At 59.3% G+C, this 14,248-nt stretch carries 13 protein-coding genes; 5 read left to right on the top strand and 8 right to left on the bottom strand.

Features of this window, described 5'->3' with window-relative positions:
* The first annotated feature begins 161 nt into the window (after positions 1-161).
* Together glnA (ACS1BR_RS07295) and budA are read left to right on the top strand one after the other, a co-directional pair.
* Positions 162-1,586 (top strand): type I glutamate--ammonia ligase, encoded by a 1,425-nt coding sequence (glnA, locus tag ACS1BR_RS07295; RefSeq protein WP_463561658.1) that lies wholly within the window; start codon positions 162-164, stop codon positions 1,584-1,586.
* A 59-nt stretch (positions 1,587-1,645) separates the two neighbouring features.
* Positions 1,646-2,407, top strand: coding sequence for an acetolactate decarboxylase (budA, locus tag ACS1BR_RS07290; RefSeq protein WP_463561304.1), 762 nt, complete (start codon positions 1,646-1,648; stop codon positions 2,405-2,407).
* 5 nt (positions 2,408-2,412) lie between these two features.
* Here budA and ACS1BR_RS07285 read toward each other — a convergent pair whose 3' ends face one another.
* Positions 2,413-5,556 carry a bifunctional [glutamine synthetase] adenylyltransferase/[glutamine synthetase]-adenylyl-L-tyrosine phosphorylase gene (locus tag ACS1BR_RS07285; protein WP_463561303.1) on the bottom strand — a complete coding sequence of 1,048 codons (3,144 nt, stop codon included), beginning with the start codon at positions 5,554-5,556 and terminating at the stop codon, positions 2,413-2,415.
* 77 nt (positions 5,557-5,633) lie between these two features.
* Positions 5,634-6,974, bottom strand: a complete 1,341-nt coding sequence (glnA, locus tag ACS1BR_RS07280) for a type I glutamate--ammonia ligase (RefSeq protein WP_463561302.1) — start codon at positions 6,972-6,974, stop codon at positions 5,634-5,636.
* Between the two features lie 198 nt (positions 6,975-7,172).
* Between glnA (ACS1BR_RS07280) and panB the strand changes: the two genes are divergently transcribed.
* Positions 7,173-8,099 carry a 3-methyl-2-oxobutanoate hydroxymethyltransferase gene (gene panB, locus ACS1BR_RS07275; protein ID WP_463561301.1) on the top strand — a complete coding sequence of 309 codons (927 nt, stop codon included), beginning with the start codon at positions 7,173-7,175 and terminating at the stop codon, positions 8,097-8,099.
* Between the two features lie 60 nt (positions 8,100-8,159).
* Here panB and ACS1BR_RS07270 read toward each other — a convergent pair whose 3' ends face one another.
* Positions 8,160-8,363, bottom strand: coding sequence for an SPOR domain-containing protein (locus tag ACS1BR_RS07270; protein ID WP_463561300.1), 204 nt, complete (start codon positions 8,361-8,363; stop codon positions 8,160-8,162).
* 204 nt (positions 8,364-8,567) lie between these two features.
* Here ACS1BR_RS07270 and map point away from each other — a divergent pair, with 204 nt between their 5' ends.
* Positions 8,568-9,479, top strand: coding sequence for a type I methionyl aminopeptidase (map, locus tag ACS1BR_RS07265; RefSeq protein ID WP_463561299.1), 912 nt, complete (start codon positions 8,568-8,570; stop codon positions 9,477-9,479).
* A gap of 10 nt (positions 9,480-9,489) precedes the next feature.
* Positions 9,490-10,326 (top strand): polyphosphate--glucose phosphotransferase, encoded by an 837-nt coding sequence (ppgK, locus tag ACS1BR_RS07260; protein WP_463561298.1) that lies wholly within the window; start codon positions 9,490-9,492, stop codon positions 10,324-10,326.
* Positions 10,327-10,368: 42 nt separating this feature from the next.
* Here the strand turns inward: ppgK and nrdR are convergent, their stop codons facing one another.
* The 5 genes from nrdR to ACS1BR_RS07235 form a co-directional block, all read right to left on the bottom strand.
* On the bottom strand, positions 10,369-10,971 hold the full coding sequence (nrdR, locus tag ACS1BR_RS07255; protein WP_463561297.1) for a transcriptional regulator NrdR: 603 nt from the start codon (positions 10,969-10,971) through the stop codon (positions 10,369-10,371).
* A 3-nt stretch (positions 10,972-10,974) separates the two neighbouring features.
* Positions 10,975-12,360: a histidinol dehydrogenase gene (gene hisD / locus ACS1BR_RS07250; RefSeq protein ID WP_463561296.1), complete on the bottom strand. Its 1,386-nt coding sequence runs from the start codon at positions 12,358-12,360 to the stop codon at positions 10,975-10,977.
* 101 nt (positions 12,361-12,461) lie between these two features.
* On the bottom strand, positions 12,462-13,076 hold the full coding sequence (locus ACS1BR_RS07245) for a GIY-YIG nuclease family protein (RefSeq protein WP_463561295.1): 615 nt from the start codon (positions 13,074-13,076) through the stop codon (positions 12,462-12,464).
* Between the two features lie 88 nt (positions 13,077-13,164).
* A complete protein-coding gene (locus tag ACS1BR_RS07240) occupies positions 13,165-13,527 on the bottom strand; it encodes an MmcQ/YjbR family DNA-binding protein (protein WP_463561294.1) in 363 nt (120 codons plus the stop codon).
* A gap of 99 nt (positions 13,528-13,626) precedes the next feature.
* Positions 13,627-14,232 carry an NAD(P)-dependent oxidoreductase gene (locus ACS1BR_RS07235; protein ID WP_463561293.1) on the bottom strand — a complete coding sequence of 202 codons (606 nt, stop codon included), beginning with the start codon at positions 14,230-14,232 and terminating at the stop codon, positions 13,627-13,629.
* Positions 14,233-14,248: the final 16 nt, after the last annotated feature.

The following is a 14,248-nucleotide window of genomic DNA, read 5'->3' as shown; positions in this document are numbered from 1 at the left end:
AAGCACCCTCCCCCACTATGATGTTAATCTCTGAACCCCGTTACAGACATGAAACATCTGTGACACCTGGTAGCAAAGAGCAGCCCATAAGCTTGAAACTATCGGTGCGGCCCGGGGCCGTGTCCGGTCGTAGAAAACTTGACGCAGAGAGGCACCCGTCCATGTTCACCTCAGCCCAGGAAGTACTCGACTTCATCAAAGATGAAGAGATCGTGTTTGTTGATATCCGGTTCACCGATATGCCCGGTGTACAGCAGCACTTTAATCTACCCGCCAAAACAATCGACGACGATTTCTTCGTGAACGGCCAGCTGTTTGACGGCTCCTCGATTCGCGGCTTCCAGGGTATTGCCGAGTCAGATATGCAGCTGATCCCCGATATTGCCTCAGCCTATGTTGACCCTTTTCGGGACGAAAAAACCCTGATCATCGTCTGCTCCATTGTCAATCCTCGCACCGGCGACCCCTACCATCGCGATCCCCGCGGTGTTGCCGAACGTGCCGAAGAGTATCTTCGGTCGACAGGTATTGCCGATACCGCCAATTTTGCGTCCGAAGCAGAGTTCTTTGTGTTTGAAGATGTGCGCTATAGGGTGAGTCCCGAATCAACCTTCTACGCTGTTGACTCCGATGAGGCTCCCTGGAACTCGGGTCGCACAGAAGAAGGCGGCAACCTGGGAAACAAGACACCCACCAAGGGCGGTTACTTCCCGGTCTCCCCCGTGGATAAGCAAGCAGATTTACGTGATGCCATGTGTGTGGCACTGGATAAGGTTGGCCTGGAGGTGGAACGCTCCCACCACGAGGTGGGTGCACCGGGGCAGGCGGAGATCAACTATAAGTTTTCCACCCTCACCCAGGCCGCCGATGACCTGCTCAAGTTCAAATACGTTATCAAAAATACCGCCGATACCTACGGTAAATCGGTGACCTTCATGCCCAAGCCCATCTACGGTGATAACGGTTCGGGTATGCACTGCCACCAGTCCCTCTGGAGGGACGGTGAGCCCCTCTTCTACGATGAGCGCGGCTACGCCAACCTCTCCGATACCGCCCGATGGTATATTGGCGGACTGATCGAGCACTCATCGGCGGTGCTGGCTTTTACCAACCCCACCGTCAACTCCTATAAGCGGCTTGTCCCCGGTTTTGAGGCACCGATCAACATGGTGTATTCGCAGGGGAACCGGTCTGCGGGTATCCGTATCCCGATTACCGGCACCAACCCCAAGGCTAAGCGGCTGGAGTTCCGTGCCCCGGACCCCTCCGCTAACCCCTATTTCGCTTTTGCGGCGCAACTGATGGCGGGCCTTGACGGTATCCGCAACCGTATTGAGCCGCCGGCCCCCATTGATAAGGATCTCTACGAGCTACCCGCCGAGGAGGCTGCCGATATTAAAAAGTCTCCCGCCAACCTGGAAGAGGCCCTGGCTGCCCTGGAGGCCGACCACGATTTCCTCCTTCAGGGCGATGTTTTCACCGAGGACCTTATTCGGGCCTGGATCGACTACAAGCGGGTCAACGAGCTGCAACCCCTGCTGCTAGTCCCCCACCCGCTCGAGTTTGAGATGTACTACGGGGTCTAGCCTGTCGGGCTAGTATAGTGCCCAATACACCCGCGCTGCCGGGTAGAAGGAGTTTTCTTGTGTCCAGAGAGTCGGAATCTCACAGTATTCTTGGCGGTGAGACCACCATCTACCCCCATGAGGTTTTTCAAACCGGACTCATGTCCCAGCTCCTCGACGGTGTCTACGACGGTGAGATGACCATGGGTGAGTTGCTCGGCCACGGCAATTTTGGGTTGGGCACCTTTGACGGTCTTGACGGTGAGCTGATTGTGCTCGATGGCCGCGGTTTTCAGATGCGCCACAACGGGTCTGTCACCCCGATCTCCCTGGACCAGAAGACACCTTTTGCGGTGATCACTAATTTTGTTCCGGCCATTAAACGGGATCTTCCCAACAATATTCTGCGCTCATCCACCTCCCAGATCCTCGATCATTTCACGGTCTCCAAAAACTACATGTACGCCATCAAGATTGTGGGCGACTTTGAGTGGATCCGAACCCGAACCGTGAAGAAACAGGCTAAGCCCTACCCCAAGATGGTCGATGCCACCGAGAACGAAGACACTGTTCAGTTTGATCATCTTCGCGGCACAATCGTGGGTTTCCGCACCCCTATCTATGAGCAGGGTATCGGGGTGCCCGGCTGCCACGCACACTTTATTGACACCGACGAAACCCGCGGTGGACACGTGATTGATTTTAAACTGCGGTCAGCGCACGTGGAGATTTGCCCCGGTACCGGTTTGCGGCTGCATCTGCCGCTCACCGCAGCCTTCTCCAACGCCGACCTCTCCCCCGAGGACCTGGCCGAACAGATTTCAAGGGCCGAGAAACACTAGCTGATCTATCTCCCCTTCTTCTGTCCCGGGTGCTCTGCCGCCGGTGTGAGCGCCAGCAGGTCGGTGTCAAAGAAGAGTCTCTCGTAGACCGAGCGGGCCTGCCGGGTTATACGCAGATAGTCCTCTTCCAGGTCACGGGCAGACCCCGGCGCGTAGCCGCACCAGCGGGCGATCGCCTCAAGGTCAGCCCGGTTCTGGGTGAGCACGTCGGAGGCGCGGCCGGTGCGCAGCACATTGCAGCCGCGAATTTTGGTGGCCAACTCCCAGGCGGTGCGCAGAACCCGGGCGTCATCGGCGGCAATGAGCCCGGTATCGGCGGCAGCGTCCAGAGCCTGCACGGTTCCCGTCACTTTCAGAGCGGGTACCCGGTGAGCGTGGCAGAGCTGAATCAGCTGAATCACCCACTCAACGTCGGTGAGTCCCCCGCGACCCAGCTTAAGCTGCCTATTGCGGTCGGCGCCGCGGGGCATCCGCTCGTTTTCCACCCGCGCTTTCATCCGCCGGATCTCCACCACCTGTTCCTGCCCAAAATCTACCGGGTAACGGTAACCATCCAGCATGTTCACAAAGTCAGCGGCAAGTTCATCAGACCCAGCGATAGGCCGCGCCCTCAGGAGGGCCTGAAACTCCCAGGTATCGGCCCACCGCCGATAGTACTCCCGGTAGGAATCCAGCGAGCGCACCAGGGGCCCGGATCTGCCTTCCGGTCGCAGGTCGGCGTCGATTTCAAGGACTTTTTCGGCGCGTATGGCCGGGGTGCAGGGCTGTTTGAGGAGCTGGACCGTCCGCTGAACGAGCTGGGTTGCCTCTGCCGCTGCCTGCTGTTCGTCGACACCGTGACGGGCCCGGTGAACATAGATGAGGTCGGCGTCGGAACCGTAGCCTATTTCAGCGCTGCCCTGCCGGCCCATAGCGATCACGGCAATGTCGACGAGCGGTTCGGTTTCGCCTGTATAGTGTTCCCGCCGGGCGATGTCCAGGGCGGACGCGATGGTGGTGTGGTCCACTGCGGAGAGCCCCCGGTACACCTCCGCAGTCCCTAAAAGTCCGGCGGCTTCTCCCATGGCGATGCGCAGTATTTCGCGCCGCCTGATCATGCGTATATTGCGAATGGCCTCTTCGCTTGCGGGGTGGCGGGTCAGCTGGTTGCGGATCAGTGTGGTGAGCTCATCAAAGGTGCGGGGTTTGAGCTCGGTATCGCGGTCGAGCCAGGATATTGATTCGGGGGCGTATTCGAGGAGGTCGGTGATAAAGCGGGAAGACGAGAGGATCTGGCAGAGCCGTTCGGCTGCTGCCGGCGAGTCACGTAGCATCCGCAGGTACCAGGACGTGGCCCCCAGAGCTTCAGAGATTCTGCGGAAACCCAGCAGACCGGCGTCAGGGTCAACTCCGCGGGCCAGCCAGCCCAGTAGCACGGGCATGATGGTGCGCTGGATTTCTGCTGCACGGTGGATACCACGGGTCAGTGCCTCGATATGGCGCATGGCGGCGCGGGAGTCCTTGTACCCCAGGGCCGCTAACCTGTCTTTTGCTGCCTCTTCGGAGAGGGCCAGCTGGTCTTTGGACAGATGTGATACCGCGGCGAGGAGGGGCCTGAAGAAGAGCCGTTCGTGCAGGGAACGAACATTGCGTTTGAGCTTATTCCAGGCTTTCATGAGTTCGTCGTGAGTGAGTGTGCCAACCCGCCCCGTGTCCGTAACCGAGCGGGCGAGTATTCTGCGCTCTGACTCTTTGTCGGGCATGAGGTGGGTGCGGCGCATACGGTACAGCTGGATACGGTGTTCGAGCAGCCGCAGATAGGTGTAATCGCTGTGAAACTGTGCCGCGTCTGCCCGGCCAATATAGCTGGCACGGGTGAGAGCTTCCAGCGAGTCGGTGGTGGATTGAGTGCGTACCGTTTCGTCGGTGCGTCCGTGTACCAGCTGAAGCAGCTGTACTGTAAATTCGATATCGCGCAGCCCGCCCGGCCCCAGTTTGATTTGGCGGTCTACCTCTGTGGCCGGGATATGGTCGGTTACCCGCGCGCGCATAGCCTGCACCGACTCCACAAATCCTTCTCGCCCCGATGATTCCCAGACAAAGCTGTTGACTGCGCGCATCCACCGCTCTCCCAGCCGGGGTGTGCCGGCCACGGGGCGGGCTTTGAGCAGGGCCTGAAATTCCCAGTTCTCTGCCCAGCGTGTGTAATAGGTGACGTATGAGTCTATAGTGCGTACCAGTGCACCGTCTTTGCCTTCGGGCCGCAGGTTGGCATCGACCTCCCAGAGCGCGGGTTCCGGGGCCGGTGCCGTGATTGCGCGGACCAACCCCTGAACCAGTTCGACACCGATACCGGATGCGGTGTTCTCGCTCAGAGTCTGCCCGGTCTCACTGGGTTGACGGTCTATAACGTAGACCAGGTCAACATCGGAGATATAGTTGAGCTCCCGGGCCCCGCATTTGCCCATGCCGATAACCGATAGCTCAACCTGTGCCACCTGTTCTGCCGGCCGGCTCAGCGATAGTTCTGCCCGCGAGATAGCCAGTGCTCCCTCCAAGGCTGCGGCGGCGAGATCGGCGAGCCTTTGGCCCACGGTAGGAATGAACTCGTGGGGGGATTCTGCCAGGAGGTCTCGGATGGCCAGCTCTGTTTGTAGGCGACGGTAGACGGTGCGTAGGGTCGCGTATGCTTCTTTACCGGTGACGTTTGCCACCGGGTCCACCGTATCTGGGTCTGCCCCCAGGGCACTGAGGATATGGCAGCGGTAGGCGGTGTCGAGCGGGGCAAACGGGGTGAGATGTTCGCTGTCGATATCCGGCAGGAGCGAGGGCGGGCACGTGTCGCTGAGAGGCACAGAAAAGTCAAGGTCAAAAACATCGACGTGCTCGGGGTGGCGGATGAGAAAATCACCCAGCGCCTCGGAAGCACCCAGAAGCCGGTAGAGGGGCAAGTAGCGATCCCCCCGGTTAATCTTTGGTGCGAGGTCCGGGCGTTTTTCGAGCAGCCGCACGATAGCCGGTAGTGCCGTATCGGGTGACGCCGAGTAGCGCAGCCCGGAAAAAAGTGCCCGACGGTCGATTGCATCCAGCTCGCGGGCCTCTAGCCATCGGGCACTCTTTTTGGCGTCGTAGAAGCCGATACTCACCATCTGCGCAAGAAGTTTAAGCATATCCCGGTCCGCTTTCTCTGTCGCGCCTACCGTTTCCGCGCTCCCGTGGCCTTCCATCCGGTCTTCCCCCTGCTCCGTTAGAGCACACCCAAGCTGTTCTTGAGTTCGTAGGGGGTGACCTCAGCCCGGTAGGCGTCCCAGTCATTGCGTTTATTTCGCAAGAACTGCTCAAAGACCTGCTCCCCCAGCACCTGCGCCATAAACTCTGATTCTTCGGTGGTGCGAATAGCGTCGTAGAGCGATGACGGCAGCGAGCGGTAACCCATGGCGCGGCGCTCCGAGGAGCTCATAGCCTGAAGGTCTTCGGTCACCGCCGGACCCAGCTGGTATTCGTTCTCTATACCGCGCAGGCCGGCCCCCAGCACCACAGCGTAGGCAAGGTAGGGGTTGGTTGCCGAATCTAGCCCCCGGTATTCGATGCGGGCCGACTGCATTTTGGTGGGTTTATAGAGCGGAACTCTCACCAGCGCCGAGCGGTTGTTGTGTCCCCAGGAGACATAGGAGGGGGCCTCACCGCCGCCCCAGAGCCTTTTGTAGGAGTTGACAAACTGGTTGGTTACGCTGGTGAATTCCGGGGCGTGTTTGAGTACTCCGGCGATAAAGTGGCGGGCGGTGCGCGAGAGCTGAAATTCTGCTCCGGCCTCAAAGAAGGCGTTGGTGTCTCCCTCAAAGAGGGAGAAGTGGGTGTGCATACCCGAGCCGGGGTACTCGGTGAAGGGCTTGGGCATAAAGGTTGCATAGATTCCCTGGGCCAGGGCCACCTCTTTGATGACGGTACGGAAGCTCATCACGTTATCGGCGGTTTGCAGTGCGTCGGCGTGACGCAGGTCTATCTCATTTTGGCCCGGTCCGGCCTCGTGGTGGGAGAACTCCACCGAGATACCCACTTCTTCGAGCATACTCACCGCGCGGCGGCGAAAATCTTGCACAATACCGCCGGGGGTGTGGTCAAAGTAGGACTCGGAATCGACGGGGACAGGTTTACCCTGTTTGCCCAGTTCTTTGGATTCCAGCAGGTAAAACTCGATTTCTGGTGAGGTGTAGCAGGTGAACCCCATGCTGGCAGCTTTTTCCAGGGTTCGTTTGAGCACGCCGCGGGTATCGGCGGCGCTGGGTTGGCCGTCGGGGGTGAGGATGTCACAGAACATGCGGCTGGTTGGTTCTTCTTCACCGCGCCAGGGCAGAATCTGAAAGGTGGAGGGGTCCGGTTGCAGCAGCATGTCTGACTCGTAGATGCGGGAGAGTCCCTCGATAGCTGAGCCGTCGAACCCCACCCCTTCGGCAAAAGCGGATTCGATTTCGGCCGGGGCCAGGGCCACCGATTTGAGGGTACCTACCACGTCGGTAAACCACATACGCACAAACTGCACGTCGCGTTCTTCGATCGTGCGCAGTACAAATTCTTGCTGGCGGTCCATGGTGCTCCTTTGGTCGTGCACAAGATATCTTCACGCAAAATTGCCAAGGTTTTTCTCTCCTCATACTCTATAAGGTTGGAGCCGTTGCGGTCTCGTTTCTCGGTGTTTCTGAGAGTTAGCTTTCTGTAACGCCCCTGTAAAATTTTGTGCCGGATCGACTGTTCACGGCCCGGAGAAGCGCAGGGTAAAGTGTCTTCTATGGATTCGCAGACGGAGTCTTCACGGTTATTGTCAGCAGAAGAGACCTCGCCCTACCCCGTGTCTGCCCGGAACGGTGTGCGGGCAGAGGGTCAAGGGGTATCGACAGCGAGTTTTCTTGACGGTGTCAAAAAGGTGCGCACTCTGCATCTGGCAGAAGCTAAGGTGAGGGGAGAAAAATTCTCCATGCTTACCTGTTACGACTATCTCACCGCCGGCATCTTTGATTCTGCCGGCATCGAGGTGTTGCTGGTGGGTGATTCTGCCGCTCACACCGTCTACGGCCAGAAGTCCACGCTTGCGGTAACCGTTGACCAGCTTCTCCCGCTGGTTGCTGCGGTTTCTGCAGCTAGCAGCCGGGCCCTGGTCCTTGCCGATCTGCCCTTCGGGTCTTATCAACGCTCCCCCGAGCAGGCTGTTGCAACCGCTACCCGTTTTATGAAGGAGGGGGCCGCGCACGCGGTGAAAATGGAGGTGTCTGCCCACCGGGCTGAGCATGTTCGCGCCGTGGTGGAGGCGGGTATTCCGGTGATGGCACACATTGGTTTCACTCCGCAGTCGGAGCATACCCTGGGCGGATTTAGGGTGCAGGGCCGCGGCGAGAACGCTCAGAAAGTGATGGATGATGCGCTGGCGCTTGAGCGGGCGGGAGCTTTTAGCCTGCTGTTAGAAATGACGGTGTCCCGGGTGGCCACAGCTGTTGACGCGGCGGTGAAGATCCCCACTGTGGGGATCGGGGCCGGTGCCGGAACCACCGGACAGGTACTGGTCTGGCAGGATGCCTTTGGGATGCACCGGGGTAAGATGGCACGGTTTGTCAAACAGTATGCGGACGTGCACACGGTGCTGCGGGACGCGGCGGCGGCCTACCGGGCCGATGTGCTCTCGGGCGCATACCCGACACCGGAGCACGGCTTTGATTCCTAGCCCCTACGGTACCCGCGGGTAGGGAGCCTGGATTCTGACAGCTAAACGTTCAGAACCACACTAGAACCAGCTGTCGCGGTTGGCGTCGTATTCTTCGTTGCGCTTGCGGGCGGTTTCCATGGCTGAGGCAGCCTCTTCACGTGTTTTGAAGGGGCCCCACAGGTGGGTAGAGATGTCTTGGGCGCCTTCCTCTACCTGACCGGTTTTGAGGTTGTACCAGAACTGGGGGTCATGGGGCCCGGGGGTGTATTCTTTGATACTCACGAGGAATTCCTCTCTACAATTTTCCTAGTCCATCACTCATACTACAGCCTAGCCCGAGCGGGTGAGCGCCGCTCATATTTTTATCTAACTCGGCCGCGGATACCACATCGCGGTGGTATCCGGTTGCCCTCACCGGCAAAAGATTCACGAGCTGACACCGGGGCGGGCGGGCGAGATTTTTTCTTTGCTACTACCATGGAAGGCATGGCCCATAGCAATATCTCCCATAATTTGCCTGCCCAAGACGGCAGAGCGCCGGAGGGTAGTCTCACCCCCGGTTTTGTTTCCCCCCTGCGCAAGGTACCGGCAGGTATCGACCGCCCCGAATACGTGGGCCGGTTAGAGGCCAACGAGGGGAACGACTCCAACATGTACACCGCCGAAGAGATCGAGCGGGTACGCGAAGCCGGTGAAATTGCCGCCAACGCCATTGCTGAGGCAGCGAAAATTGCGGTGCCGGGAACCACCACCAACGACATTGACGTGCTCGTGCACGAGTATATCTGCGACCATGGCGCCTACCCCTCCACCCTCGAATACCGGGGCTTCAGCAAGTCCGTGTGCACCTCTCTTAACGAGGTGATCTGCCACGGCATCCCCGACAGCACAGTGCTCGAGGACGGCGATATTCTTAATCTGGATGTCACCGCCTACAAGCGGGGTATGCACGGCGACACCAATGCGACCCTGTTGGTGGGCGATGTTGATCAGGAGTCCCGCCAGCTGGTTGAGCGCACCGAGGAGTCTCTGCGCCGGGCTATTAAGGCGGTGAAACCCGGCCGGGAAATCAACGTGATTGGCCGGGTGATCGAGCGGTATGCTGCACGCTTTGGCTACGGTGTGGTGCGCGATTTTACCGGCCACGGGGTGGGCCGCGAATTCCACTCGGGGCTGATTATTCCCCACTACGATACCGCTCCCGCCTATTCGACGCTCATGGAGGCGGGCATGATTTTTACCATCGAGCCCATGCTCACGCTGGGCAGTATCGAATGGGATATGTGGGATGACGGCTGGACCGTCGTGACCCGCGACCGTAAACGTACCGCCCAGTTTGAGCACACCCTGGTGGTGACCGAAACCGGTGCGGAAATTCTGACCCTTCCCACCATCTAGAGGTATAGCTATGGAAACCATCACTGAATCAGCAGCACCCTCCCCAAAGCTGGCCCCGGCGAGCCCGCAGGACCTTGCTATCGGTATCGATATTGGTGGTACCGGTATGAAGGGCGGGATTGTGGATGTGCGCACCGGTAGCCTGGTCTCAGACCGCTACCGGATTCCCACCCCGCAGCCGGCTACACCTCAGGCGTGTGCCGCGGTGATTGTGCAGATCGTTGAAGAGTTGCAGGGCCGTGACCTGGCCCCGCTGCCGAACTCCGCTATCGGTATTGATTTCCCGGCCGTTGTCAAAAACGGTACGGTGCTTTCGGCAGCTAATGTCGATGGGTCCTGGGTCGGTACCGATATTGAGGCGCTGATGTCCGAGGCTCTGGGGGGTCGGACCGTGCACGCCCTCAACGATGCCGACGCCGCGGGCCTGGCCGAGGCCCGCTACGGTCAAGGACGCGGCAGAAACGGGCTGATTGCCGTGATTACCCTGGGTACCGGTATTGGTTCTGCCCTGATTATCGATGGGCACCTGGTTCCCAATACCGAGCTGGGGCACCTGGAAATTGACGGCCACGATGCGGAGACCAAGGCCTCCGCCCGGGCCCGTGAGATTGATGATATTTCCTGGAAGAAATACGGTAAGAGGCTGCGACGCTATTTTACCCACGTGGAGCGGCTTTTCTCCCCCGATCTCTTTGTGATCGGGGGCGGAATATCAAAGAACCCTGATAAGTTTATGCCCTATTTTGAATCCGATGTGCGGACCCCCATGGTGATGGCGGACCTGCGCAATAATGCCGGGATTGCCGGTGCCGCCCTGTGGGCCTCCGAGCGGAGTGGGGCCGAGTAAGACCGATAATTTTATCTTTACCGCTAGCGGACCCAGCTGTTCCTATAGGAGGGTTGGCTGCTGCGGTTCTTCGCCCCTTCCCGCCCCGGGTTTTTGTGTCCCGGTTTTCTCGGTGTCCTCTTTCCTGCCACCGGTCCCGCCCAGCCGGGGCCGGTGCTGCGGGTCCGTGTCTTCCACTCGGCGCTCTTCTCGATCATCTGATCGTAGTTTTCGTAAATCACCAATGGCGTTTTCAAAGTCTTCGAGATTTTCAAAGGCCTGATAGACGCTGGCGAACCGAAGGTAGGCTACCGAATCTAGGCGGGAGAGCGGGCTGAGAATAGTCAGCCCTACCTCGTGGGCATCGATTTCGGCCAGGCCGCGAGCGCGAATAGTTTCTTCGACCTCCTGGGCCAGTTTAGCCAGATCGTCCTGGGTGACAGGCCTACCCTGGCATGCCTTGCGAACACCGGAGATAATTTTCTGCCGGTTAAAGGGCTCGGTAACCCCCGAGCGTTTGATGACGGCCACGGAGGTCGTCTCGACGGTGGAGAAGCGTTTCCCGCATTCGGTGCATTGGCGGCGGCGGCGGATGGCGGCGCCGTCGTCTGTGGTGCGGGAGTCAACCACTCGCGAGTCGGGGTGGCGGCAATAGGGACATATCATGGGCTAGTTTCCTTGCGTGCGCGCGGTGATGGCTTCACCGTGGGCGGGTAGGTCTTCAATATCGGCGACGGCCACGATGGGGCCGGCAATAGCGCTCAGGGCTTCCGCACTGTAGTCGATGAGTTGCACCGCTTTCATGAAGGCTGTGGTGCACAGGCCCGAAGCATAGGCAGCTGATCCGCCGGTGGGTAGCACATGGTTGGACCCGGCCGCGTAGTCCCCCAGGGGTACCGGCGAGTGGGGGCCGATAAAAATTGCTCCGGCGTTGCGGATTCGGGCGGCCACTTTTCCCGCATCTTCGGTGTGGATCTCGAGGTGTTCGGCGGCGTAAGCGTCGGCTACGGTGATAGAGCTCTCCAGGGAGTCTGTCAGGATTACCCCGGACTGGGGGCCGGTGAGAGCATCGGCTACGCGGGTAGCGTGTTTGGTGGTAGCGGCACGGGCGTTGATTGCAGCCTGGGCTGCGGCAGCGGTTTCGGGGCTGTGGGTAATGAGGACGGACCCGGCGTGGGGGTCGTGTTCGGCCTGGCTGATGAGGTCTGCCGCCAGGTAGTCCGGGTTAGCTGTATCGTCGGCGATAATGGCGATTTCTGTGGTTCCGGCCTCCCCGTCCACACCCACGAGGCCCTGCAGGGCACGTTTGGCCATGGCGACATAGATGTTTCCGGGGCCGGTGACGGTGTCGACGGGGTTCAGCTGATCATCACCGTCGGCTATCCCGTAGGCCATGGCACCGAGAGCGCCGGCACCGCCAATAGCCCAGATCTCGGTAATACCCAGAAGCCCGGCAGCCCCCAGGATGGTGGGGTGAGGCAGACCCCCGTGCTCTTTTTGCGGCGGGGTACACAGGGCGATGGAGTCAACACCGGCGGCCTGGGCGGGAACAACGTTCATAATGACTGAAGAGGGGTAGACGGCCAGCCCACCGGGCACATAGATTCCGGCCCGGCGCACCGGGGTCCAGCGGTGGGTGAGCCTAGCCCCGGGGGCAACCTCAACGGTACGGTCTGCCGGGCGCTGGGCGGCGGCAAAGGCCCGGGTGCGCTCGATGGCGATCTCCAGGCCCTCCCGCACCCGCGCATCAAGCCGATCAACGGCGGTATCTATAGCGGACCGGGGAACACACAGATTGGTTTGTCTCACACCGTCGAAGGTGCACGCCAACTCCCGCAGATAGTCCGCCCCACCTGCTCGCACGTTTGTCAGGATATCCTGAACCACAGCCTGCGCCCGCTCCACCAGCTCGGGAGTCTGACGGGGAACAAGACCGCGCAGCTCAGCATAGGAATAGTCAGTACCGCGCAGATCAACAGTGCGCAGAGTAAAATCGGTGGCACTACCCCCACCGACACCGGTATCCGATACCCGGGTATTCTCTGAAATGCTCATCTACACATTTTAACGTGTAGCGTCAAGGGCCGACCCGCCGACGGGGACAGGAATCAAAGAGTTACAGTCTGAGTTTCCTCTTCCAGTTCTTCACGTTCGATTTAAAAGCCATCGGTGGTTTGTCGTCCGCTTGCGGATGCACCAACAGAGTTGAGGAAGAATAGAGGCTCCACGGCAGAAGGTGCCGCAAGCTGTTCCCGGGAGATCGTTTTAGCATCGTCGACAGCATCGAAGACTCGATAGCCAAGCGAACCGATAAGGATCTTCGCATTGGTGGTGAACTCATCGAGCGCGGCCTGTTTCTCCTCGGTGACGTTACCCGGTGACGGGTCGTTACCGTTAACGGCTCGAACGCGATCAGCGGCCAGGGCTTGCCGGTAGAAGGCGTTTTCCAGATAGGAAATCTCGGTTGGCCCGAAGGAGTTATCTGAATCGATGATTAAGATGGCGTGTGTGAAGTAGTCAAGCCTCTCATCGCCTATATGTTCGGCAACACGGGCGAGCACTCCTCTCCCATTTTTACGCTCACGAGCCTGCCCGACGTAGAGTAGTTCGTCACCCGTTTCTGTGTCGGTGCCAAACAACAGGTAGACACCGGTTTGGTTTAACTCAGGGCGGTCCTGTGATCGGCTGATCTCGGTGCGCGGTATAAGGTAGACTTTTCCCACCCAGTTACCCAGGGAACATTTGATCCGTCCCTGGGGTGAACCGTCCATTAAGAACAGCTGCATGGTCCTGGAGATGCCATGAAAATCCTCCATCTATCTCATTGAGCCTCAAAAATATTGAGGTTCAGACTGATTTTTATGCTTTCGCTCCCCGCATTTTTTCTAGAACGATCGCATAGGATTCGCTGATGAGTTCTTTGAGGAGGGTTTCGGTCAGGTCCCGACCGGGTACGAGGCTGTACCAGTGTCGCTTGTTCATGTGCCAGGCCGGTGCGGTGAAATCCGGGTAGGTGTGCAGTATTGCGGCCACGTCGGCGGGGTCCGCTTTGAGGTTGATGTGCTGTATTCCGCCCGGTGCCGCCAGTACCGCAAACCACTTGCCGCCCACCCGGGCAGCCTCCGCCTCGCTGCGGGCACTAAAGCGGTAGATCTCGGCCCCAGGAAGTGCCAGTATTGCCCGGCAGGCGGAGTCATACAGGTTCTCAGAAGAAGATAACAATTGCCTCACCCGCTCTCAACATATCGGTGACCCCAGCATATACTCAAGTGCCCCTCATCTATTCAGATGAGGGGCACCTTTATTTTCTCAGATACGGTGTTAGCCCTTCGCTGTCACTTCGTCTTCCGATGCCACGGTGAAGCGTTCCCCGGCGTGGGCCGGATGTTCGATTTCGTCAAGGATTGCTACCGCAAAGTCCTGGGTGGAGACAAAATTCCCGGCCGGTGTGTCTTTCTGCTGCAGGTACTTGCCGGTGCGCACTCCGGGGGCGATACCGGGTGAGGGCGCAACCACGGTCCAGTTCAGGTCCTTAGCGCCGCGGTAGTCGTCCAGTATCTGCGCAAATGTTTTGGCCTCGGGCAGGTATTCCTCTGGGAAGCCGGGGCTTTCCAGCAGCAGGCCCTCCCCCGCTTTCAGGGCACCGGCACCACCAACAACCAGCAGGCGGCCCGTGGGGGCGGCAGCAATCAGGTCTCGGTGGGCCTTGAGAGCAGCGGAGTAGTCATCGCGGCTGGCGACGGCTATCACGGTGACGTCACTGGAATTGACCACCTCTACCAGGGCGCCGGTATCGGCCAACCCCAGGGCCCTATTTTCCCCGGAACCGCTACGGGTATAACCGGTTACCTCATGGCCGCGGTTCTTCGCTTCGGCAACAATCTCACGGCCTACCATACCGGCCGCACCAATCACAGAAATATGCATGGGTTTCTCCTTATAA

This window comes from Rothia sp. 18CD1-1, assembly GCF_055285355.1.
The sequence above is the reverse complement of the archived record's forward strand: the minus strand, read 5'-3'. Positions and strand labels throughout refer to the sequence as shown.